Annotated in this window: 19 protein-coding genes; 12 read left to right on the top strand and 7 right to left on the bottom strand. The window is 55.8% G+C overall.

Annotated features, from left to right (window positions below; all coding sequences use genetic code 11):
- Positions 1-118: 118 nt before the first annotated feature.
- The 4 genes from RMR21_RS10225 to RMR21_RS10210 are packed head-to-tail and all read left to right on the top strand — an operon-like array spanning position 119 to position 3699.
- Positions 119-838, top strand: coding sequence for an FkbM family methyltransferase (locus RMR21_RS10225; protein WP_498667921.1), 720 nt, complete (start codon positions 119-121; stop codon positions 836-838).
- A complete protein-coding gene (locus tag RMR21_RS10220) occupies positions 831-1655 on the top strand; it encodes a glycosyltransferase family 2 protein (RefSeq protein WP_498667920.1) in 825 nt (274 codons plus the stop codon). Before RMR21_RS10225 ends, RMR21_RS10220 begins: the two co-directional genes overlap by 8 nt.
- The gene (locus tag RMR21_RS10215; protein WP_498667919.1) at positions 1652-2680 is read left to right on the top strand and encodes a glycosyltransferase; all 1029 of its coding nucleotides are present in this window, start codon (positions 1652-1654) and stop codon (positions 2678-2680) included. Before RMR21_RS10220 ends, RMR21_RS10215 begins: the two co-directional genes overlap by 4 nt.
- Positions 2677-3699, top strand: coding sequence for a glycosyltransferase (locus tag RMR21_RS10210; protein WP_498667918.1), 1023 nt, complete (start codon positions 2677-2679; stop codon positions 3697-3699). The genes RMR21_RS10215 and RMR21_RS10210 overlap by 4 nt, the downstream gene beginning before the upstream one ends.
- Here RMR21_RS10210 and RMR21_RS10205 read toward each other — a convergent pair.
- Complete coding sequence (locus RMR21_RS10205) at positions 3683-4741, bottom strand: glycosyltransferase family 4 protein (protein WP_498667917.1); 1059 nt, start codon at positions 4739-4741, stop codon at positions 3683-3685. The genes RMR21_RS10210 and RMR21_RS10205 overlap by 17 nt on opposite strands.
- 31 nt (positions 4742-4772) lie before the next feature.
- Positions 4773-5249: a transcription elongation factor GreA gene (greA, locus tag RMR21_RS10200; protein WP_045228709.1), complete on the bottom strand. Its 477-nt coding sequence runs from the start codon at positions 5247-5249 to the stop codon at positions 4773-4775.
- 222 nt (positions 5250-5471) lie between these two features.
- On the opposite strand from greA, the gene RMR21_RS10195 reads away from it, so the two are divergent.
- Positions 5472-6704 (top strand): putative DNA modification/repair radical SAM protein, encoded by a 1233-nt coding sequence (locus tag RMR21_RS10195; protein WP_498667916.1) that lies wholly within the window; start codon positions 5472-5474, stop codon positions 6702-6704.
- Complete coding sequence (locus RMR21_RS10190; RefSeq protein WP_498667915.1) at positions 6704-8194, top strand: UdgX family uracil-DNA binding protein; 1491 nt, start codon at positions 6704-6706, stop codon at positions 8192-8194. Before RMR21_RS10195 ends, RMR21_RS10190 begins: the two co-directional genes overlap by 1 nt.
- Here RMR21_RS10190 and RMR21_RS10185 read toward each other — a convergent pair.
- Positions 8175-9125 carry a LysR family transcriptional regulator gene (locus tag RMR21_RS10185; protein ID WP_498667914.1) on the bottom strand — a complete coding sequence of 317 codons (951 nt, stop codon included), beginning with the start codon at positions 9123-9125 and terminating at the stop codon, positions 8175-8177. The genes RMR21_RS10190 and RMR21_RS10185 overlap by 20 nt on opposite strands.
- Positions 9126-9219: 94 nt before the next feature.
- Between RMR21_RS10185 and RMR21_RS10180 the strand changes: the two genes are divergently transcribed.
- Positions 9220-10101 (top strand): aldo/keto reductase family oxidoreductase, encoded by an 882-nt coding sequence (locus tag RMR21_RS10180; RefSeq protein ID WP_498667913.1) that lies wholly within the window; start codon positions 9220-9222, stop codon positions 10099-10101.
- Between the two features lie 68 nt (positions 10102-10169).
- Here RMR21_RS10180 and carB read toward each other — a convergent pair whose 3' ends face one another.
- Positions 10170-13658 (bottom strand): carbamoyl-phosphate synthase large subunit, encoded by a 3489-nt coding sequence (carB, locus tag RMR21_RS10175; RefSeq protein ID WP_498667912.1) that lies wholly within the window; start codon positions 13656-13658, stop codon positions 10170-10172.
- A 257-nt stretch (positions 13659-13915) separates the two neighbouring features.
- On the opposite strand from carB, the gene RMR21_RS10170 reads away from it, so the two are divergent.
- Entirely contained in the window at positions 13916-14584 is a 669-nt protein-coding gene (locus RMR21_RS10170) for a glutathione S-transferase family protein (protein WP_498667911.1), read from the top strand.
- 59 nt (positions 14585-14643) lie between these two features.
- On the top strand, positions 14644-15537 hold the full coding sequence (ypfJ, locus tag RMR21_RS10165) for a KPN_02809 family neutral zinc metallopeptidase (protein ID WP_498667910.1): 894 nt from the start codon (positions 14644-14646) through the stop codon (positions 15535-15537).
- A gap of 4 nt (positions 15538-15541) precedes the next feature.
- On the opposite strand, the gene RMR21_RS10160 is transcribed toward ypfJ, so the two are convergent.
- Both RMR21_RS10160 and mcpU read right to left on the bottom strand, forming a co-directional pair.
- Positions 15542-16021 carry a DUF2938 domain-containing protein gene (locus RMR21_RS10160; protein ID WP_498670129.1) on the bottom strand — a complete coding sequence of 160 codons (480 nt, stop codon included), beginning with the start codon at positions 16019-16021 and terminating at the stop codon, positions 15542-15544.
- A gap of 138 nt (positions 16022-16159) precedes the next feature.
- Positions 16160-18250, bottom strand: coding sequence for a methyl-accepting chemotaxis protein McpU (gene mcpU, locus RMR21_RS10155; RefSeq protein ID WP_498670128.1), 2091 nt, complete (start codon positions 18248-18250; stop codon positions 16160-16162).
- A 318-nt stretch (positions 18251-18568) separates the two neighbouring features.
- Here mcpU and RMR21_RS10150 point away from each other — a divergent pair, with 318 nt between their 5' ends.
- The gene (locus RMR21_RS10150) at positions 18569-19966 is read left to right on the top strand and encodes an MATE family efflux transporter (RefSeq protein ID WP_498667909.1); all 1398 of its coding nucleotides are present in this window, start codon (positions 18569-18571) and stop codon (positions 19964-19966) included.
- A gap of 3 nt (positions 19967-19969) precedes the next feature.
- Here the strand turns inward: RMR21_RS10150 and RMR21_RS10145 are convergent, their stop codons facing one another.
- Positions 19970-20200 carry a hypothetical protein gene (locus RMR21_RS10145; RefSeq protein ID WP_498667908.1) on the bottom strand — a complete coding sequence of 77 codons (231 nt, stop codon included), beginning with the start codon at positions 20198-20200 and terminating at the stop codon, positions 19970-19972.
- Positions 20201-20558: 358 nt separating this feature from the next.
- Between RMR21_RS10145 and RMR21_RS10140 the strand changes: the two genes are divergently transcribed.
- Together RMR21_RS10140 and RMR21_RS10135 are read left to right on the top strand one after the other, a co-directional pair.
- Entirely contained in the window at positions 20559-20765 is a 207-nt protein-coding gene (locus RMR21_RS10140; protein ID WP_498667907.1) for a hypothetical protein, read from the top strand.
- 635 nt (positions 20766-21400) lie between these two features.
- Positions 21401-21610 carry a hypothetical protein gene (locus tag RMR21_RS10135; RefSeq protein WP_498667906.1) on the top strand — a complete coding sequence of 70 codons (210 nt, stop codon included), beginning with the start codon at positions 21401-21403 and terminating at the stop codon, positions 21608-21610.
- The last annotated feature ends 301 nt before the right edge of the window (positions 21611-21911 follow it).

Genomic DNA, 21911 nt, shown 5'->3' with positions numbered 1-21911 from the left:
AAAAGCGGAATTTTACGTAACAAAACCTTTGCTTGGTGGCGCAGTGTGGGTAATTGATGTCGCAGATTTACGGGACAAATGGGCCTCCCGAGATGATACTCACGTTCTAGGTGTCTTTGTGAAGAAAATTTTACGGTCTGCCAAGAGGCGTTTCCTCGAATTGGTCAATGCAAAATCCATAACCGTAGAAGGCCTGAAAATTGTCATTGAAAAGGGTGTGATACCCGAAAATGTCCGGCAGGAACTTCTTCGAGACAAATACGAAGATACCGAGCGAAACCTCCTGCTGACTTTTCTGAAGCCTGGTATGCGCGTGCTGGAGATTGGTACCGGCATCGGCTTCATTAGCTTACTGGCTGCACGGATCGTGGGCGACCAAAATGTCTTCTGCTACGAGGCGAATGCATCTTTGGAAGCCATCATTCGCAAGAACCATGTGCTCAATGCATTGACGCCATCACTGACAATGCGGGCTGTCACGACGGATGGCCAGGACGTGGTCTTTTATCAAAGCGATAACGTGATCTCCTCGAGTGTCTACGACAGACAGCGCAACGACCGCAAAACGGTGGTTAAAAGTGTCGCGTTTCATGCTATTCTGGAGGAAATTGATCCAGATGTTCTCGTCATGGATGTCGAGGGCGCAGAAATCGATTTGCTCGCTTTGCCTTCTCTTAAAAATATTCGCCATATCATCGTAGAGCTTCATCCTCACATCGTTGGACAGGAGCAGATCGACGCTCTATTGGTTCATCTCAAGCAAAATTGTAATTATTCCGTCGTCGCACGGGATAGAAAAACTGTCTATCTTCAATCCATTGTTGCCCGCGATGCATGAAAAACTCGATCTCTCCGCCTTCATCATCTGCCTGAATGAAGAGGCTTATCTCGGTAACTGCATCGAGAGCCTTGAGGAATGCGCTGAGATCGTGATTGTCGATTCCGGTTCGACGGATGGGACGCAGGCGCTCGTGCAGTCCTACATCGATAAGGGTTGGCCTATCAGGTTCATGTTCGAGCCTTGGCGCGGATATGCGGGACAGAAGCAGTTCGCGTTGGAGCAGTGCACACAGCCCTGGTGCCTCAACATCGATGCGGATGAACGGCTGGATGGTGCGTTGCGCGCGGCGCTGCCGGATTTGTTGTCGGCATCGGACACAATTGTCGGCTGGAGAGTGGCCCGCAGGCCTTACCTCATCGGGTACGGCTATTCGCCGGTCAATGTGCGTGAGCGCAAGAACCTTCGGCTCATCCGCTCAGGCAAAGGTTCATATGATCTTACCCAGAAAGTGCACGAGGGGATTGTGCCGAGGGGGATGGTGCAGGCAGCGGACAAGGGAAGCCTGCTCCATTATCGTCCCCTCATCATTGACGAGCAGGTGCTGAAGGAAAACAAATATTCGACCCTGAAAGCCGACCAGCAGTTTGCCGAAGGGCGAGATGCCCATCTTTCAGATCTTCTGTTTTCTCCGATGCTGTATTTCCTTCGCCTGTATTTTCACAATGGTCTGTGGCGCTGCGGCGTGCCCGGCTTCATCGAAGCGGCAACGGGCGGCGTCTACGCGTTTCTGACGCAGGCAAAAATTTATCAGCGTCACGCGCTGAAGCGACGGCCCAATGTCGATGATATGGAGCGGACGAGGAATACAAAATGAAAGTCCTGCACATTCATTTCGGAAAAGACGGAGGTGCGGAACGCTTTTTTGTGAATCTCGTCGGTGCGTTGGGCGAGCAGGGAGTGGAGCAGCGTGTTCTGATCCGCCCCGGCAGGAGTTGGAAGACGGCAATCGCAAACACCGCGATTGTTTACGAAGGCGTGTTCAGGCGCATTTCGCTGTCGCGGTTCCTGTTATCATGGCGTCTCAAGCGCATCCTCAAAGAATTCAAACCAGACGTGATCATGACATGGCAATTGCGTGCCAGCCGCTTCATGCCGAACGTCAAAACAGCCCTTCGAATCTCCCGGCTTGGGGATTACCCGGAACATCTGGATTACTATCGGAACTCCGAAGTTCTTGTTTGCATCACACCTGATATGGCCGATCGTGTGAGGCGCATGGGCTGGACGCGCCGCATCGAGGTTATTCCCAATTTCAGCAATGCGGCACCCGTTGCTCCGATCGCCCGGAGTGCGCTGGATACGCCACAGAATGCTTTCGTCGTCGTGGCCATGGGTCGTTTCGTAAAGCGCAAGGGCTTCGCGCATCTCATCCGCGCCATCAAAGACATAGACGGTGCCTATCTCTGGCTTTTGGGAGACGGGCCCGAGCGCGAGGAACTGATCAAACTGATTGATGAGCTTGGTCTGCATGAGCGTATCAAGCTACCGGGTTGGAAGACCGACGCCTACGCCTATCTCAATGCTGCAGATGTTTTTGCGATCACATCTTTGCATGAGCCGCTCGGGAATGTCTGTTTTGAAGGATGGGGTGCGGGCAAGCCGACGGTGGCGTTTCGTGCCGAAGGTCCATCTTTCGTCATGACGGACGAAGTCGATGCCTTGATGGTGGATTGTGGAGATGAAGAGGGTCTGCGCATTGCCATCAGCCGGCTGAGGGATGACCAGGACCTTCGTGCCAAGCTTGTCGAAGGTGGATATGCAACAACACGCAGCCGGTTCTCCAAGCAGGCCATCACAGCCTCCTATATGCAACTGTTTGAAGAGGCGGCAAACAAGTGAGAGTCTGCCATTTTCATTTCGGTAAAGATGGTGGCGCGGAGCGCTTCTTCGTCCACCTCGTTAATGCGTTGGCAAAACGTGGCGTCGAGCAGAGTTGCGTCATTCGCAAAAATCGGGTCTGGCGCAAAGATATCGAGACAGTGGCGCGTATTACGCAGAGCAATTTCCGTAATCTCTCATTGGATCGAATCCTGCTTCCCCTCAAAGTTCGCGCCATGGCGCAGACGTCCAAACCGGATGCGCTCATGGCGTGGGCACCGCGGGCCAGCGAATTGATGCCGAACTATAGAGGCTGCATCAAACTTTCGCGCCTCGGCGACTACCCACCCAAGCTGGATTATTTCAAGAATTCGGACATCCTCGTCTGCAACACGCCCGGCATTGGCGAGCATGTTCGGGCGTTGGGGTGGACGCGCGGTGTGGAAATAATCTCCAATTTCACCGACACGCAGGTCGTCGCGCCGGTGTCGCGCGCTGCTCTCGATACCCCTGAGGGAGCACCGGTGGTGATGAGCATGGGGCGCTTCGTGAAGCGCAAGGGGTTTCACACGCTGATCGATGCGGTCGCTGCCCTGCCGGGTGTCTATCTTTGGCTGGCGGGTGATGGCGAGGAGCGGGAACGTCTGGAAGCGCAGGTCGATACGCGCGGTATGCGTCAGCGCGTTCGCTTTCTCGGTTGGCAGGATGATGCACGCCCCTACGTGTCGGGCGCCGACATCTTCGTCATGCCCTCCAGCCACGAGCCGCTGGGTAACGTTATTCTAGAGGCCTGGGCACAGAAAAAGCCGGTTGTATCCTCCAAATCCGAGGGGCCGCTTTGGTTCATGCAGGATGGTCGAAACGGCCTGCTGGCGGAAATCGATGACGACACGAGTTTTGCGTCAGCCATCAGCAATCTTTTGAATGACAAGTTGCTGTCGCAACAGGTTGTCGATGGCGGCCACGAGACTTTGATGAACCAGTTTTCAGAGGAGGCTGTGGCTTCGTCTTATATCGAGCTCTTCAAGCGGAAGCCTTGATCGTATCATAGAGATGTCCGATCCGTTCGGCTTCACCGTCAATCGTGAAGTGTTCGCCCACATGTTGACGCGCAGCGATGGACGCCTTCGTCAATTTGGCGTCGTAGTTCAACCAGCGCGATGTGGTTTCGATCATCACGTCCAACTGGTCTCTAGCGATAACCTCGCCTGTTTCAGGCGTGATGAGTTCTGGAAAGGCACCTACATCGGTTGCAATGACCGGCACGCCTGTGGCCATGGCTTCCAGCGGTGTCAGGCCAAAACCTTCCCAACGTTGGGGGGCGATAAAGAGGTCGAGAGCGCGATACCAATCATTGATATTGGTGTGTTCTCCAACAAACAAAATACGGTCTGAGAGGCCTGCGGCGCGGACCTTCTCTTTCATACCGTTTTCAAACTCCACATGTGGTCCGGTTGCGCGTCCGGCGATGATCGCTGACCAAACGGGCATTTGCGGCAGGATTTGAATCATCGTGTCGACAAAAAGATCAGTCCCTTTTTGATGACGCACCCTGCCAAAGCAGCCGATATATTTTTGGGTGCTACCCAGGCCAAGAGCTTGTCTCGCCACTGCTTTGTCGACGGGGGGTGAGAAGCGTTCGGTGTCGATACCATGCATGACCACAGTGCAGGGAACGTCGAGATACGAAGCTGTCTTGTTGCTCGTCGCGATCACCGCATCCATCCGCGACACCAGGAATTTCGTCCAGCCGCTGTGCTTGCGTTGAGATGCAGACGTGAAAACCAGCTTCACCTTCATGCGCAAGATGTCGCGCATGATAATGCCTGGAAGCATCTCGATATTTCGCCGCGCATGCCAGATGCGTGGCTTTTGATCCGGACCCCTTTGCCAAAGCTGCCACAAATCGCGAAAGCGAACACGTGGCAGGCTGTTGGGCAGGCCCGGCCCGATGGCCACCACTTTCTGCCCCTTTCTGTTTTGCACGGGCACAAGCTGGATGATGGTGGATGTTACGCCGGATAGCCTGCGCTTGAAATTCGGCGCAAGCACCCGGGCGTCCGCCAAGTCGACATGGGGCAAAATCGGGATCTCGTTGAGAAAGGAGCTTGGATCAGCCCCAGTTGATGGAGAGGATTTCATAGCCGCGCGAACCGCCGGGTGCGTTCACCTCAATGCTGTCGCCAACTTCCTTGCCGATCAGCGCACGCGCGATGGGGGAGGAAATGGAAATACGGCCCTGTTTGACGTCCGCTTCCTGATCGCCGACGATCTGGTAAGTCTTCTGCTCGTTGGAATCTTCATCCACAAGTTTAATGGTCGCGCCAAACTTGATAGTCGTGCCGGACATTTTCGACAGGTCGATAACCTCGGCGCGTGCCGTCAGGTCTTCAAGTTCTGCAACACGGCCTTCATTGTGGCTCTGTGCTTCCTTGGCAGCGTGATATTCTGCGTTTTCCGAGAGGTCGCCATGGGCACGTGCTTCGGCAATAGCCTCGATAATGCGGGGGCGCTCTTCCTGCTGACGAAAGCGCAGTTCTTCCTGCAACTTGACGAAACCACCCTGAGTCATTGGTACTTTTTCTACCATTTTTTCTTCCTTCGCATTCAAGCTGCGATACCCGCAGATACAAAAAGAAACAGGTTCCGGAGCAAAACTACGGAACCATGTCAAAATCACAATTTCCGATACTATATCAGAACACGGGAGTGAAAGGCCAGCACATTTGAAGGTTTTAACTTCTCGTAAATTCACCGGGATTTCATATCACGTCGTTGACTCATATATTCAGAACATATAGTGAACATATGTATGAAAAAGTCAATAAAAGAGCGTTTAGCAGTTTTATCCGACGCGGCTAAGTATGATGCGTCCTGCGCTTCGAGCGGCACGACAAAGCGTAACTCGTCCGCGTCGGGAGGGTTGGGGTCGACTGAGGGCTCTGGTATTTGTCATGCCTATGCACCGGATGGCCGCTGTATTTCGCTACTGAAAATACTGCTGACCAATTTCTGCATTTACGACTGTGCCTATTGCATCAACCGCTCCTCCAGCAATGTGGAGCGGGCGCGTTTTACGGTGGAGGAGGTGGTGTGGCTGACGTTGGAATTTTACCGGCGCAACTACATAGAAGGATTGTTTCTGTCGTCAGGCATCATCCGCTCGTCTGATCACACGATGGAGGAACTGGTGCGTGTAGCGCGTGAATTGCGGGTGACCCATGGATTCCGCGGCTATATTCATCTCAAATCCATTCCCGAGGCATCGGCGCGTCTGGTGGAAGAGGCGGGCCTTTACGCCGACCGTCTCTCGATCAACATAGAGTTGCCGACAGATAGCGGTATCGGGCAGTTTGCGCCGGAAAAGCAGCCAATCAATATCCGCAAATCCATGGCAGACATTCGCCTGAAGATCGAAGAAGCGGGCGAACCGACGTTGCAAACGAAGCGCGTGAGGAAATTTGCGCCCGCGGGCCAGAGTACCCAGATGATCGTCGGGGCCGATGGGGCTAACGATACGACAATCCTGTCCACCAGCGCCCGTCTTTACGGCAGCTATGGTCTACGCCGCGTCTATTATTCCGCTTTCAGCCCGATTCCTGATTCGTCCAAAAATCTGCCCTTGATCAAACCGCCTTTGATGCGGGAACACCGGCTGTACCAGGCCGATTGGCTCTATCGATTCTATGGCTTCGATATCGATGAAATCGCGTCCACCCAGAAAGATGGCATGCTGGATCTCGATATTGATCCCAAGCTTGCCTGGGCGTTGGCGAACCGGCAGCAATTTCCTGTCGATGTGAACTCGGCTGACCGGGAAATGCTGTTGCGGGTGCCGGGTTTTGGTACCAAGACAGTCAAATCCATTCTGTCGTCGCGCCGTTTTAGGCAGTTGCGACTGGAAGATATCGCGCGCTTCGGAGTGTCGTTGAAAAAGGTGAAGGCCTTCGTTGTTGCAGGCGGATGGACACCGGGCAAGTTGACGGAGCGTCCTGATCTGCGTGCCATGTTTGCACCGCAGCCCGAACAATTGTCTCTGCTGTAATGTTCAGGGTTTCGCTGGAAGGGCGGGGAGATTTTACCGAGTGGCGGGATGCGGCGCGGAACTTCCTGTCTGCCAATGTTGCTCCGCATGAGATCGAATGGCGGTTTCAAGGCGAGGAGGCTGGTCTTTTCGGGTTCGAAGAAGGAAATCGCGTTCCGCAGATCGACGGTGCTAGCAACGTGAATGTGCCTGCGGCCTTCATGCCGTTCGCGCAAACCATCATCTGCCACAGCGATCCGACCCGCTTTGCGCTGCTCTACCGCCTGCTCTGGCGTTTGTGTCAGGACAGGGCCTTGCTGGAATTCAAGTCGGACCCGGATGTGGTGGAAGCGCGGAAGATGGAGAAATCCGTCCGACGCGATAGTCACAAGATGACGGCCTTCGTGCGCTTCAAGGAAGTGCCTTTGTTGCCTGGTGTTGTCGGGCGGAGGCGTTTCATGGCGTGGTTTGAGCCAGACCATTTCATCGTCGAGCGTAAGGCGTCATTCTTCCAGCGTCGCTTTACCGATATGGATTGGATGATCCTGACGCCCAAGGGTTCCGCACGTTGGGACGGCGAGACATTGGAAACATCAAGGGTCGCAGCACAGCAGCCCGATCTTTCCGACGAGACGGATGAGCTATGGCGCACCTATTACGCCAATATATTCAATCCGGCGCGGCTTAAGATCAAGGCGATGACGGCGGAAATGCCGAAGAAATATTGGAAAAACCTGCCCGAAGCAGAGCTTATTCCGGATCTCATCTTGAACGCTGAGCGGCGTGTCCTGGAAATGGGAGCAAAGGCGGCGACCGAGCCGCAGCTGTTTCACCATCGTCTTCAGGCGGCCGCAGACAGCAAACCGGCACCCGTCCTGCCGGATGCCGAGACGCTGGAAGGCTTGAAGCACGAAGCACAAGGCTGCACGATGTGTTCGCTGCATTGCAAGGCGACGCAAACCGTGTTCGGCGAAGGGCCTGGTAATGCCGAAATTATGATCGTCGGAGAGCAGCCGGGCGACTTTGAGGACTTGGCTGGACGCCCGTTCGTTGGACCTGCGGGCAAGGTGTTCGATCAGGTTCTGGAAGAAACCGGCATGGATCGCAAGTCACTCTACGTCACCAACGCCGTCAAACATTTTAAATATGAGGCGCGTGGGAAAAAGCGTATTCACCAGCGCCCGGATGCGGGCGAGGTGCAGCGCTGTCGCTGGTGGCTGACACGGGAGATCGATCTGGTCCAGCCCAAGCTCATCGTTGCAATGGGGGCTACGGCTGTATTTGCCTTGACCGAATTGCGCGAAAAGCTATCCGACCTTCGCGGCAGGCCGATGCCGATGGATGGCGGCAGGACGTTATTTGTCACTGTCCACCCGTCCTATCTGTTGCGCATTCCCGATGAACAAAAGAAGGCGCAAGAGTTCCAGCGATTTCGCGAAGACATGCAGTCCATCCGTAAATTGATGAAAGCCGTCGGGAACAGAGGCACGACTATGTCATCGGTTGGATAAGCCCTCGCCTTGAGGCGGGCGATACGTTGCGTTCATTGGCGGCTTTGACGAAATCGATGAAGGCTCGGAGAGGAGCAGGCACCAAGCGTCTGCCGGGATAATAGAGAAATGGACCGGAAAAGCGTTGCCACCATGGTTCCAACACCGGCTCGAGCGCACCGCTGTCGAAATGGGGACGCAGCCAGTCTTCGAAAAGCGTGATGATGCCGGTACCGGCGACCGCAGCGTCGACGCCAAGGTCCGTCGCGCCACCGATTCTTACGGTCAACGGCCCCTTGGTCTCGATCAGTATGACCTCGCCATCGCGCTCGAATTCCCATGGTGGGATGGAACCACTGGCGAAGCGACCGCGGATGCAGGCGTGGTTGAGGAGATCTCGGGGATGTTCGGGCGCACCGAACTGCTTGAGATATGACGGGGAGGCGGCGGTTGCGAGACGTTGGGTGCGTGGCCCGATGGGCACTGCAATCATATCCTGCTGGAGACGCTCATCATAACGGATACCAGCGTCGCAACCGACCGCCAGAATATCGACGAAGCTTTCATCGGTGATGACTTCGAGGTGAATATCGGGATAGGCTGCAAGGAAAGGTGACACGAGGTCTGGCAGCACCAGCCTTGCAGCGCTGACCGGCACATTGAGCCTCAGCGTCCCGGCGGGCTTGTCGCGAAAGCCGTTGACGACATCAAGCGCTGCTTCCACCTCCGTCAGGGCAGGCGTCAGTCGTGCGAGCAGGCCCTGTCCGGCCTCGGTCGTCGAGACGCTGCGGGTCGTGCGGTTCAAGAGCCGCACACCGAGTTCGGCCTCCAACCTGCGGATGGCATCGCTCATTCCCGAAGGGCTGCTGCTTGCGATCCGCGCCGCTTCACGGAAACCGCCTGCACGTGCCACCGCGACAAAAATGTTGAGATCATCCAGGTTGATTTTCATTGTCCGTAATCCCGCACAGTCCGTACCGAGCGTACCCCATTATCTTAAACTGCAACAGCAGCTATCCTGCCGTCAGACCATCAGGAGAAAAAACATGACCACCATCGATAAAGCCGGAGCGTTCAAACTCGGAGATTTCACGGTCAAGCGTCTGGGCTACGGCGCCATGCAACTTGCAGGGCCAGGTGTTTTCGGACCGCCGAAGGATCGTGAGGGCGCTGTTGCAGTTTTACGCGCTGCCGTGGAAGCAGGTGTCAACCACATCGATACCTCCGATTTTTACGGGCCGCACATCACAAACCAATTGATCCGCGAAGCGCTTCATCCCTATCAGGACGATCTTGTCATCGTCACAAAGATCGGTGCCAAGCGTGGTGACGACAAATCCTGGAACCTCGCCTCTTCGCCTGAAGAGTTGACGAGTGCCGTCCACGACAATCTTCGTAACCTCGGCCTTGACGTCATGGACGTGGTCAATCTCCGTGTCATGTTCGATGTCCATGGACCCGCAGAAGGCTCCATCGAACCGTTGCTGACGCCACTTGCAGAGCTGCAGCGGCAGGGTCTGGTTCGCCACATCGGCCTTAGCAACGTCACGCCTGCTCAGGTCGCTGAGGGGCGCGGAATCGCTGAGATCGTCTGCGTTCAGAACATGTACAATCTGGCGCATCGGCAGGACGATGCCTTGATCGACAGCTTGGCCAAGGACGGCATTGCCTATGTCCCGTTCTTTCCGCTGGGCGGCTTCAGCCCGCTTCAGTCATCGGCCCTGTCGGACGTTGCAAAGCGTCTGGAGGCGACGCCGATGCAGGTTGCTCTCGCCTGGCTTTTGCGCCGAGCGCCCAACCTCCTGCTCATCCCCGGAACATCATCAGTCGTGCATTTGCATGAAAATCTTGCCGCAGCCAATCTCGTTCTGCCGGATGATGTCATGTCAGAGCTCGACGGGGTGGCGGCGACAAATACGGCGCACTGAGGGCCCAAATTAAAAAGAAAAAGGGCGCGTCAGTGACGCGCCCTTTTGTATCGTGGAGACCTCCACGCTTACGCGAAGTAGCTTTGCAGAGGCCGCACGTCCAAGCTACCTGCCTTCAGCGCCTTGATGGCGAGGGCGGCAGATTCTGCACCTGATATCGTCGTGTAATACGGCACTTTCTGCATCAGCGTTGCACGGCGCAAGGATTTGCTGTCCGAAATCGCCTTATTGCTGTCGGTGGTATTGATGACGAGCTGAACTTGGCGGTTGCGGATGGCGTCTTCGATGTGCGGGCGGCCTTCCTGAACCTTGTTGATCTTCTCGGCATTGATGCCCTGTTCAGCCAGAAAGCGCTGCGTGCCACCGGTCGCCAGAACCCTGAAGCCGATTTCCACCAAATGACGGATGGCGGGCAGTACCCGTTCCTTGTCGTTGTCACGAACGGAGACGAACACTGCACCGGAGCGTGGCAGATCGACGCTCGCACCCAGCTGCGCCTTGGCGAAGGCCAGAGCGAAGTCGGTGTCCAGGCCAATGACTTCGCCGGTCGAGCGCATTTCCGGTCCGAGCAGAATATCGACGCCGGGGAAGCGTGCGAACGGGAACACGGCTTCCTTGACGGCGATGTGCTTGAGGTTGCGCGGATCCGGTTTTTCGCCATAAGCGGCAATTGCCGCATCCAGCTTTTCACCCGTCATGATGCGGGCTGCGATCTTGGCAATGGGTGCGCCGATGGTCTTTGCCACGAAAGGCACGGTGCGCGAAGCACGCGGGTTGACTTCCAGGACGTAGATTTTGCCGTCCTTGATGGCATATTGCACGTTCATCAGACCGCCGACATTGAGCGCCTTGGCCATAGCCGTCGTCTGGCGTTCCAGCTCGTCCAGCACGTCCTCGGACAGCGAACGCGATGGCAGAGAGCAGGCGCTGTCGCCGGAGTGAATACCGGCTTCTTCGATGTGCTCCATGATGCCGGAAACGAAGACGTTTTCGCCATCGCACAGCGCGTCCACGTCGACTTCGACGGCGTTGGACAGGTAGCTGTCGAACAGCAGCGGGTTCTTGCCCAGCAGCGTGTTGATCTGGCCGGTCTTGTCGTTGGGGTAGCGCTGCTTGATATCCTCGGGCACGAGGCCGGGGACCGTATCGAGAAGATAGGTCTGGAGCTGACCTTCCGAATGGATGATCTGCATGGCACGACCACCCAGAACGTAGGATGGGCGCACGACCAGCGGGAAGCCGATTTCGGACGCTACGAGGCGGGCCTGCTCGACCGAGTAGGCGATGCCGTTGTTCGGCTGGTTCAGGTCGAGCTTCATCAGCAACTTCTGGAAGCGGTCGCGGTCTTCGGCGAGGTCGATCATATCAGGCGCTGTGCCGAGGATCGGGATGCCGTTCTTCTCCAGCGCCTCGGCGAGCTTCAGCGGTGTCTGACCACCGAACTGAACGATGACGCCAACCAGCTCGCCTTTTTCCTGCTCGGCACGCATGATTTCAATCACGTCTTCAGCCGTCAGTGGCTCGAAATAGAGTCGGTCGGAGGTGTCGTAATCGGTTGACACGGTTTCCGGGTTGCAGTTGATCATGATGGCTTCGAAGCCCGCATCCTTCAACGCGAAGGCGGCATGGCAGCAGCAATAATCGAACTCGATGCCCTGGCCGATACGGTTCGGGCCACCGCCGAGAATGACGACCTTCTTGCGGTCCGAAACCTGCGCTTCAGAGCGCAACTGGCCGACGAAAGGCGTCTCGTAGGTGGAATACATATAAGCGGTTGGCGACGCGAATTCGGCAGCGCAGGTGTCGATACGCTTGAAAACGGGGCGCACGTTGAGGCTGTTGCGAAGCTCCGCCACTTCCTTCGGGCGCTTCTTGGTCAGGCTGGCAAGGCGGGCGTCGGAGAAGCCCATGGCCTTCAGGGAGCGCAGGTTGTCAGCATCCTGCGGCAAGCCGTGCTCGCGCACGCGGGCTTCCATGTCCACGATCGCCTTGAACTGGGCGATGAACCATGGGTCGATCTTTGAGTTTTCATGCACTTCAGCTTCGGACATCCCCATGCGCAGTGCTTGGGCCACCATGCGCAAACGGTCTGGCGTCGGCGTGCCGATGGCGGCGCGAATGGCGTTCTTAGAGCCTTCGCCTTCTTCGTAGCCGGGAATCTCGATCTCATCGAGACCGGTCAAGCCGGTTTCCAGACCACGTAGTGCCTTTTGAAGCGATTCCGCAAAGGTACGACCGATGGCCATGACTTCACCAACAGACTTCATGGCGGTGGTCAGAATTGGCGAAGCGCCCGGGAATTTCTCGAAGGCGAAACGCGGGATTTTCGTCACGACATAGTCGATGGATGGCTCGAACGATGCAGGTGTCGCACCACCGGTGATGTCGTTGTCCAACTCGTCCAGCGTATAGCCGACGGCGAGTTTGGCTGCGACCTTGGCAATCGGGAAGCCGGTGGCCTTGGAGGCAAGCGCGGACGAGCGCGAAACGCGCGGGTTCATCTCGATGACGACCAGACGGCCATCCTTCGGATTGACGGCAAACTGTACGTTGGAGCCGCCGGTCTCGACGCCGATTTCGCGAAGAACCGCAATCGATGCATTGCGCATCATCTGATATTCTTTGTCGGTCAACGTCAGTGCAGGGGCTACCGTGATGGAGTCGCCGGTGTGGACGCCCATCGGGTCGATGTTTTCGATGGAGCAGATGATGATGCAGTTGTCCGCCTTGTCACGGACCACTTCCATCTCATATTCCTTCCAGCCGAGAACTGATTCTTCGATCAGCACTTCGGTGGTCGGCGAGGCATCGAGACCGCCGCCGATAATTTCGAAGAACTCCGAGCGGTTATAGGCAATGCCGCCGCCGGTGCCACCCATGGTGAAAGATGGGCGGATGATGGCGGGCAGACCGACGACGTCGATCGCCTGCGCGGCAACGGCAAGAGCGTGGCTGATGTAGCGCTGCTTGCGGTCGGTCTCGCCGAGGTTCCACTGGTTTTCGAGGTTGTCGAGTGCCTTGTCCAAATCCGGGCCGGAAAGCTTTGCCTTCAGCTCTGCGCGTGCTGCCTCATGCGTCTTGCGATCGGCGTCCTTGATGTCGGTGGCGTTGGCCAGCATCGACTTAGGCGTTTCCAGGTTGATCCGCTTCATCGCTTCGCGGAACAAGGCACGGTCTTCAGCCATGTCGATGGCTTCGGGTTTCGCGCCGATCATTTCGACATTGTAGCGATCCAGTACACCCATGCGCTTGAGCGAGAGCGCAGTGTTTAGCGCCGTCTGGCCACCCATGGTCGGCAGCAGCGCGTCCGGGCGCTCCTTGGCGATGATTTTGGCAACGACTTCCGGTGTGATCGGCTCGACATAGGTCGCGTCTGCGAGGCCAGGGTCGGTCATGATCGTTGCGGGATTGGAGTTGACGAGGATGACCCGGTAGCCTTCCTCCTTCAGGGCTTTACAGGCCTGTGTGCCTGAATAATCGAATTCGCATGCCTGGCCGATGACAATCGGACCCGCGCCGATGATAAGGATGGATTTGATATCTTCGCGCTTCGGCATAGCTCTCGTTCCGCTTTTTTGTTGCGCAAAAAACGGCCAAGGTGAAACTCACCGGCCGGGGGCGCAATTCCAATCTTTTCAGGCTAGAAGCGGCTTATAGGCAAATGTTTTGGCGAACGGAACCCTGAATCTTTGGTTTCTGACAGGAAAATTGGCTCTCTTTATACATGCGTTGCGGGATGATCCTTTCCGCTTGTAAAAACGTAGAGTTATTTGAATGAATTACGTTCGTTTCTAAAACAATAGAACAGGGCACTATGATCACCGTCCATTACCTCGAAAATTCCCGCGCGCACCGCATTCTTTGGTTGCTTGAAGAGCTCGGTCTTGACTACGACGTCAAAACCTACGCCCGAGGGCCGGATATGCGCGCGCCTAAGAGCCTCAAAGCGGTGCATCCACTCGGCAAATCTCCTGTTATCGAAGATGGCGGCAAGATATACGCGGAAAGCGGAGCCATCATCGAATATCTGATCGATACCTACGGGAAGGGCGCCTTCAGACCTGAGAGGGGCATGGATGACTACAGACGCTACGTCTATTGGCTGCACTATGCCGAAGGTTCTGCCATGCCATTGTTGCTGTTGAAGCTTTTGTTCTCGCGCATACCCGGTCAGGTTCCGTTCTTCCTGCGGCCCGTGGCGCAGCTGATTTCAAAAGGCGTTTCCAGCAAGCTCATCGATCCGCAACTGGCAGACCATACGGCCTATTGGGAAGCGGAGCTCGCCAAGGATGGTCTTTTTGCCGGAAGCGAGCTGACGGGTGCCGATATTGCCATGAGCTTTCCGGTGGAAGCTGCGATGAGCCGGGCAGCGGGTGCGGCCGATCGACCGGCGATCCGGCGTTTCCTCGAAACCATCCGTTCACGGCCCGCTTACCAGCGCGCGCTGAAAAAGGGCGGCGCCTATATCTTCTCGCAAAGTTGATGTGGGGGAACGGATTGCTCTCGTTTGCGTTATAGCGTCGCATTTACGGGGAGACTGGCATGCAGTGGCGCGGGCGGCGACAATCCGACAATATTGAAGACAGACGTGGTATGTCATCGGGCAGCGGGGGCGGTGGCTTCCGCCTGCCGACAGGTGGCGGCCGGGGCGGCGGCATCGGTATTGGCGGCCTTGTCGTCATTTTGCTGATCAGCTGGGCGCTGGGCATCAACCCCTTGACGCTTCTTTCAGGCGGTGACGTTTCGACCGACAGCGGTAGCCAGCAGAGCACCGGCACGCGGCCTGAAGGCCAGTCCAGCGACGATACCACCGCCTTTGTTCGGACCGTGTTGGCTGAAACAGAAGATACGTGGGGCAAGATTTTCGCCGCGTCGAACGAAACCTATCAAAAACCGACGTTGGTTCTGTTTGCAGGCCAGGTGCGTTCCGGTTGCGGAACGGCATCTTCGGCAAGTGGCCCATTTTATTGCCCGCAAGACCGCAAGGTCTACCTCGACACCAATTTCTTCCGCGAACTCGACCAGCGCTTCGGCGCTTCGGGCGATTTCGCCCAGGCTTACGTCATTGCGCATGAGGTCGGTCACCACATCCAGAACCTCACTGGCGTGTTGCCTGAGTTTAACCGTCAGCGTCAGAGCATGAGCGAAACCGATGCCAACAAGATGTCTGTTCGTGTCGAGTTGCAGGCGGATTGTTACGCTGGCATCTGGGGCAAATCCACCCAGCAGAAGGGCCTTCTGGAAACAGGTGATCTGGAAGAAGCTTTGAACGCCGCACACCAGATTGGCGACGATACGCTTCAGAAGCAGTCGCAGGGCTACGTTGTGCCTGACAGCTTCAATCACGGTACGTCGGCCCAACGTGCTCAATGGTTCCGCCGTGGCTTCGACAAAGGCCGTATCGAAGATTGCGATACGTTCTCTGCAGACATCTGATATCTCAGGCCAAAATCAGGGCGGTTACATACATTCCCAAAGCAAATACGGTGTGCGCAACGAGGTTGAGAGCGCGCACCTTGGTCGGGTTGGGTGTCTTGGACGCCGCCCAACCGATGCCGAGGCCAGGTTGAAGCAGGAACCAGCCTGCGCCGACCGTCACAATGCCGACGATCCACGGCAGCAGGAACGATGGTTTCGCAAACCAGCCATCCGGCACGATCATCGCGAGAATGATCCCGTAGAGAATGCCGACGGCATAATGGGACACCCAGCCGAGCGCGTTTTCGTGCTCATAGGGGCTCGCGGTCGCGATACTGTCGTGGAAGACTTTTCCCTTGGGTAGATGCCAGAACCACCTGCCAACGGGCCCCCAATTTGGGGCGGGCTGCCGGAACATGCGATGCAGGATAATCGCCCAGATATCCATGAACAGGGTGCCGCCGATGCCCATGATCGTACCGCGCCATAAAATATCCCACAGCATCGAGCTCTCCTCACGACTCACCATATTGCGCACAAATTGTCGGTTTTCATCGACCTGCACAAGGTGGAGTGGACAAACAAAGGGGCGTGACCGGGCAGCAGGTCACGCCCCTTTTTGTTTGATGCGGGTCGCTGATCAGGCCGCGCGGCTGTAGCCGGTACGGGCGCGTTGCTGGTTGTTTGCCAGTTTGAACTGTGCCAGCAGATCGTTCAGTGCAGCTGCTTCGGAGGCAAGGCCGTGGCTTGCAGCGGTCTGTTCCTCGACCATGGCGGCGTTTTGCTGCGTGCCCTGGTCGATGGTGTTGATGGCCGTATTGATTTCCTGCAAACCGGTCGACTGTTCCCGCGAGGCAAGCACAATGGCGGTGATATGCTGGTTGATTTCCTGCACTTCGGCCACGATGGTTTCAAGCGCCTTGCCAGCGTTGCCGACCAGCGAGACACCGGCTTCGACCTGTGTCGTCGATGCGCTGATCAACGTCTTGATTTCCTTGGCGGCGTTTGCAGAACGCTGGGCCAGTTCGCGCACTTCCTGTGCAACGACCGCAAAGCCCTTACCCGCTTCACCGGCACGCGCCGCTTCCACACCGGCGTTGAGCGCCAGAAGGTTGGTCTGGAAGGCGATCTCATCAATGACGCCGATGATTTTGGAGATGCCGGAGGAGGACTGCTCGATGCCTTCCATCGCCTTCACCGCATTGCCAACAACCACGCCGGATTGTTCGGCATTGGTGCGGGCGCGTTCCACCAGACGTCCGACTTCTTCTGCGCGTTTGGCAGAGTCCTTGACGGTGGTGGTAATTTCCTCGAGTGCGGCGGCGGTCTCTTCCACAGACGCGGCCTGCTGTTCGGTCCGCTTGGCCAAATCGTCTGCCGACTGGCGGATTTCGCTGGCACCGGCGTCGATGGCGCGGGCGTTCTGGCCGACGGTAACGAGCGCGCCATTGAGCTTGCTGATCGAGCCGTTGAAGTCTTCACGCAGCCGGTCGATATGGGCCACGAATGGCGTATTGATACGGTAATCCATATGGCCATCCGAAAGATGGGCAAGGCCTTCGGCCAATGCGCTGACGGCGAACTGTATATCGGCCGTGTCTTTCGCGGCAGTCCTTTCGCGCTCGCCGCGCTCGTGTTCGGACATATTGCGGGTCTGCTCGGCGTCGCCTTCCAGACGCAGGCGCTCCTGCGCATTGGTGCGGAAGACGGAGACGGCTGCCGCCATGGAGCCGATCTGGTCCTTGCGCTCCTGGCCGGGGATGGTTGTCTCAAGGTTGCCAGCAGCAAGCTCGTCCATCGCAGCGGTCATCTGCGTTACGGGTTTAATCACAAGGCTGTTTACGAGAAATGCGAGGAATGCGATCATGCCGGCGACCGCGAGAACTGTGGCGATCACGGCTGCGATCCGGAACTGCGTGATGGATGCAAACGCGGTCTTGCTGTCGATCACAAGACCAACCGACCATTCGACGTTTGGAAGACCAGGAACGGGAAGGAAGCTCGTGATCTTTTCTGCACCGCCGATTTCGGTTTGCGAAACGGCCTGGGAAATCTTAGGCGTCGCGACAGGGAAGAGATCGGTCAGCGTCTTGTTGATCAGCGATGCGTCCGGGTGAATCAGGATCTTGCCATCCTTGTTGACCAGAAACGCGTAGCCTTCGTTGCCCGCATCGATAGAGCTGATCATGGAAACCAGTGTCGTCAGCAAGAAGTCGCTTGCAGCAACGCCGACCAGCTTGCCGTCACGCTTGACCGGAACGGCCGCGCTGACGACAAGCTTGCCTGTGCTGGCATCGACGTAGGGTTCGGTCAACACTGTCGAGTTTGCTTTGACGGCGGCCTGGTACCAAGGGCGCTGTCGCGCATCGTAGCCGTCGCGCATTTTTTGGGCGGGAAAATTGTTGTAAGCACCCGCTTCGTCACCGAAATAAGCGGATTTGAACTCGCGTGCCAGAATGTCGTTCTGCAACAGAAGGTCCAGCCGTTCCTGTGTGGTAGCCTTCGTCATCGCCGCGCCCACCATTTCCGTCATCATTACGCGACCGTTCAGCCAGTTGGCGATGCTCTGTGCTGACTGCTTACCGGCGGCGTTGATCTTGTCTTCGACGAAATGGTTGGCTGCGTTGCGCTGGAGGCCGTCGATGTAAACCGAAAAACCTGCGAAGGCGGCGACAACAACGCAGGACGCCGCCACGACGATCCGCGTCATCAAATTGGATTTTTTGGGCAATTTCTGAACCTTAGAAAGACCGGGCTTGCCGGGTTTTGATGCGAACATGCCAATGGCCATCATGGCGTGCTTCATGCACCCAAATATTTTTTATTTCGGTGGAACCTTTATCAGGCAAGCGTAAACAAAGTTTACAAGCCTTAAATGTGAGGATATGGGAAACGTCTTAAAGCATTGTTTTTTAAAAATAATTATATTTTCATGACGCGATTGTGTTGTAAATGCCGTGTGCTTGCGCCTTGGCTGTAAATGACATAACCAGACGGCGAGCCGCCTGTCTCACGTTAGCGAAGCGGCTTTACTTTTTGAGGTGATGTCATGTCTTCGTCGGTTGCGGTCGAGAAAATTCCCGTGGGAGTGCATTCCTGGGGCTCGCATTTGCGAGCAACGCTTGCGCTGGGAATTCCGCTGATTGGCGCACAGTTGGCGCAGCTCGGGATTCATACCACCGATATGATCATCGTCGGCCAGCTGGGCGCTGAAAAACTGGCTGCCATGGTTCTAGCCGGACAGTTTTACTTCGTCGTTTTCATTTTCGGCTCGGGCTTTTCCGTCGCTGTGGTGCCGATGGTGGCCAACGCCTACGGGCAGGGTGACGCCACGACTGCGCGCCGTGCCCTGCGCATGGGAATGTGGGTGGCAACGGTCTACTGGTTACTGACCGTGCCGCTTTTCCTCAGCGCTGAAAGCATCCTTTTGGCGCTGGGTCAGAATCCGTTGGTCTCGGCGCAGACAGGACAGTATCTGGCCATCGCGCAGTTCGGTCTTCTGCCAGCGCTTCTGTTTTATGTCATGCGCAGCCTTGTTAGTGCCATAGGACGCGCTGGCATCATTCTTTATGCCACCATTGCCATGTTGATCATCAACGGGTTCCTGGCCTACGCTCTGGTTCTCGGCCACTTCGGATTTCCCGCGTTCGGAATGCTGGGTGCCGCCTTTGCCGCCGTCATCGTCAATGCCTTCAGCCTGCTTTTCATCGTCGTCTATATCCAGACACGGGATGAAACACGGCGGTACGAGCTTTTCGTGCGGTTCTGGAAGCCGGATTTTCACGCGCTGTGGGAGGTCATCCGTCTCGGCTTGCCCATCAGTGTCACCATTCTGGCCGAAGTCACGCTGTTTTCGGCAGCCTCCATTCTCATGGGCCAGATCGGCACCCTGGAACTGGCCGCTCACGGCATTGCGTTGCAACTGGCATCCATTGCCTTCATGATTCCGCTCGGCCTTTCCCAGGCCGCCACCGTGCGCGTTGGCGTGGCACATGGGCAGAGCGATTATCCAAACCTCGTGCGTGCGGCGGTAACCGTTTATGGCGTGGCGTGCCTCATCGCGGCGGCGGGTGGTCTCTTCTTTGCGCTCGCTCCTCAATATCTGGCCAGCTGGTTTCTCGATCCGAGTTTGCCCGGTGCGCCCGAAGTTCTTGCCTATGCCAGCACGTTGGTCATCATCGCCGGCGTGTTTCAGCTGGTGGATGGCATGCAGGCGGTCGCGGCCGGTCTGTTGCGGGGGCTGAAGGATGCCCGCGTGCCGATGATCCTGGCGCTGATTTCCTACTGGCCCATTGGTCTGGCGCTGGCGTGGATCGCGGCTTTTCCGCTTGGTTTCGGTGGGCCAGGTGTGTGGTTTGGTTTCGTGTTCGGCCTTTCGACAGCAGCCATTCTCCTGACCACGCGCTTTTACCTGATGGTGAAGCGTGAAATGCAAGCGCTGGCCTAGTCGCTACCAAGCCAATGCAGCGCACAGCTTGTAGGATTTCTCCTCCACGGTCGTCGAGCCGAGGCGCGCGTTGATCTGGCGTTTGAGGTCTGCGTGCTGATCACTGGTGATGTAGACCGAACGGGTAAGCGCGATGAATGCATCATCGACGCGGTACGCTCCCCTATGGTGACGCAGCGCATTTTCCCCACTCCCAGCGTCTGTTGGAGACGTGCATAGATCGTCAACCCTCACGTGGTGGCCGTCTGCTCGATCAAAGAGCCGGGTTTGTTCTGCAACAGGGCGGGTTCAAGCGCGACGTTCCGTCGTTTAATGGGGTCGTTGATTGTCAGCGCTTTGATTTCGAGGACTGTAGTATTTTTTATGAAGAACTCCTAATAAAATAGGGGTTTCAATCATGTAGGCCTCCTATTTCCCATAATGAAAAGTTTATGTGATTAGATATACAACTTTAGAATGATATTATTTTTTCGTGCTATCTTGGATTTTAGTCTAATCAACCTTGACGATTAAATTATAATAATACAACTTATTATAGTCCGTTTGGCAATTTCCAACGGATTTCAAATGTTAAAACAAAAGGAATTTTCAAATGATTGTAGATATTGTTCAGGATTTTGATGGTGGTTTTCACGTGCAGCAAAGCGCCGCACAGATGTCTGCCGTGATGGCCGCCGATGAGCGTCCTGTCTCGGCCGGTCCGGCACACATTCGCCGTGTTGAAAAAGACGGAAAGCTGGAATTTCAGCTTGCTGCGACTGTGAAGAGGTCGACCTCCAAGCGTGGTCCGAATCCCTGATCGAGACAGCACAAGCACTCATCAGTGGGTGATCACAACCCGAAGTTCGGGTATCAATCCGAGCTTTAGAAACAGGGGTGTTGATAGACAAGGTGGCGCCAACTGCCATGCTTCAGCTTAGAGCCATATAAGCGGAGCAAGGGTGTCAAAGCATGGTAGCATTCATTCAATGCGCCATGCTTTGATGTTTGACACCTCAACTCATGGTCACGCAGCGCATTTTTCCCGCTCGTAGAGGCTCTTATAGATAGGCACAGCTCGTCAACCCTTACGTGAATGCCGTCTGCTCTATCAGAGAGCCGCGTTTGTTTTGCAACACGACTAGTTCGGGCGCGACAGTCCGTGGTTAAACATCATCGCTGATTTTTGGCGCTTTGATTTCGAGGATCGTAATATTTTTATGACGCATTCCCAATGAAATAGGGATTTCAATCATGTAGGCCTCCCGATTTCCAGAATGAGAAGTTTATGTGATTAGACATACAACTTTAGAAAGATATTATTTTTCGTGTCATCGTAGATTTAGTTCAATCAACCTTGACGATTAAATCATAATAATACAACTTATTATGGTCAGTTGGGCAATTTCCGACGTTCCAGCGGATTTAGAGTGTTAAAACAAAAGGAATTTTCAAATGATTGTAGATACTGTTCAGGATTTTGATGGTGGTTTTCACGTACAGCAAAGCGCTGCACAGATGGCTACCGTGATGGTCGCCGACGAGCGTCCTGTCTCGGAAGGTCCGGCATACATTCGCAGTGTTGAAAAAGACGGGAAACTGGAATTTCAGCTTGTTCAACACGCGGAGCCGTCGCCTCCACCCACAACAGCTCCGGGCAGTTAGTCCTAATCGAGACAGCACAGGGATAAATCAGTGGGAGACCACGATCAGACGTTCGGACAGCAATCCGGGCGGTAGAAGCAGGGGGTGTTGATAGACAAGGTCGCAGCACCTGTCGCGCTTCAGCTTAGAGCCATCTAAGCGAGGCCGAGAGTGTCAAAGCATGGTGGCATTCATTCAATGCGCCATGCTTTGATGTTTGACACCTCAACTTAAGTCTCAGAGATTTGGTGCTGGGTATTGTTACTGATCCGGTAAAGTTCGAGATGCCGAATAGACCCTTTGTAACCGTCGACGCGCTTGC

The organism is Agrobacterium sp. rho-8.1 (assembly GCF_033957725.1).
Taxonomy (GTDB): Bacteria; Pseudomonadota; Alphaproteobacteria; order Rhizobiales; family Rhizobiaceae; genus Agrobacterium.
The sequence above is the reverse complement of the archived record's forward strand: the minus strand, read 5'-3'. Positions and strand labels throughout refer to the sequence as shown.

Excerpts from the sequence above, each read along its gene's own strand:
- RMR21_RS10220 (WP_498667920.1), top strand. The coding sequence starts at position 831 with ATGCATGAAAAACTCGATCTCTCCGCCTTCATCATCTGCCTGAATGAA.
- RMR21_RS10215 (WP_498667919.1), top strand. The coding sequence starts at position 1,652 with ATGAAAGTCCTGCACATTCATTTCGGAAAAGACGGAGGTGCGGAACGC.
- greA (WP_045228709.1), bottom strand. The coding sequence starts at position 5,249 with ATGGTAGAAAAAGTACCAATGACTCAGGGTGGTTTCGTCAAGTTGCAG.
- RMR21_RS10195 (WP_498667916.1), top strand. The coding sequence starts at position 5,472 with ATGAAAAAGTCAATAAAAGAGCGTTTAGCAGTTTTATCCGACGCGGCT.
- RMR21_RS10190 (WP_498667915.1), top strand. The coding sequence starts at position 6,704 with ATGTTCAGGGTTTCGCTGGAAGGGCGGGGAGATTTTACCGAGTGGCGG.
- RMR21_RS10185 (WP_498667914.1), bottom strand. The coding sequence starts at position 9,125 with ATGAAAATCAACCTGGATGATCTCAACATTTTTGTCGCGGTGGCACGT.
- RMR21_RS10180 (WP_498667913.1), top strand. The coding sequence starts at position 9,220 with ATGACCACCATCGATAAAGCCGGAGCGTTCAAACTCGGAGATTTCACG.
- carB (WP_498667912.1), bottom strand. The coding sequence starts at position 13,658 with ATGCCGAAGCGCGAAGATATCAAATCCATCCTTATCATCGGCGCGGGT.
- RMR21_RS10170 (WP_498667911.1), top strand. The coding sequence starts at position 13,916 with ATGATCACCGTCCATTACCTCGAAAATTCCCGCGCGCACCGCATTCTT.
- ypfJ (WP_498667910.1), top strand. The coding sequence starts at position 14,644 with ATGCAGTGGCGCGGGCGGCGACAATCCGACAATATTGAAGACAGACGT.
- RMR21_RS10150 (WP_498667909.1), top strand. The coding sequence starts at position 18,569 with ATGTCTTCGTCGGTTGCGGTCGAGAAAATTCCCGTGGGAGTGCATTCC.
- RMR21_RS10140 (WP_498667907.1), top strand. The coding sequence starts at position 20,559 with ATGATTGTAGATATTGTTCAGGATTTTGATGGTGGTTTTCACGTGCAG.
- RMR21_RS10135 (WP_498667906.1), top strand. The coding sequence starts at position 21,401 with ATGATTGTAGATACTGTTCAGGATTTTGATGGTGGTTTTCACGTACAG.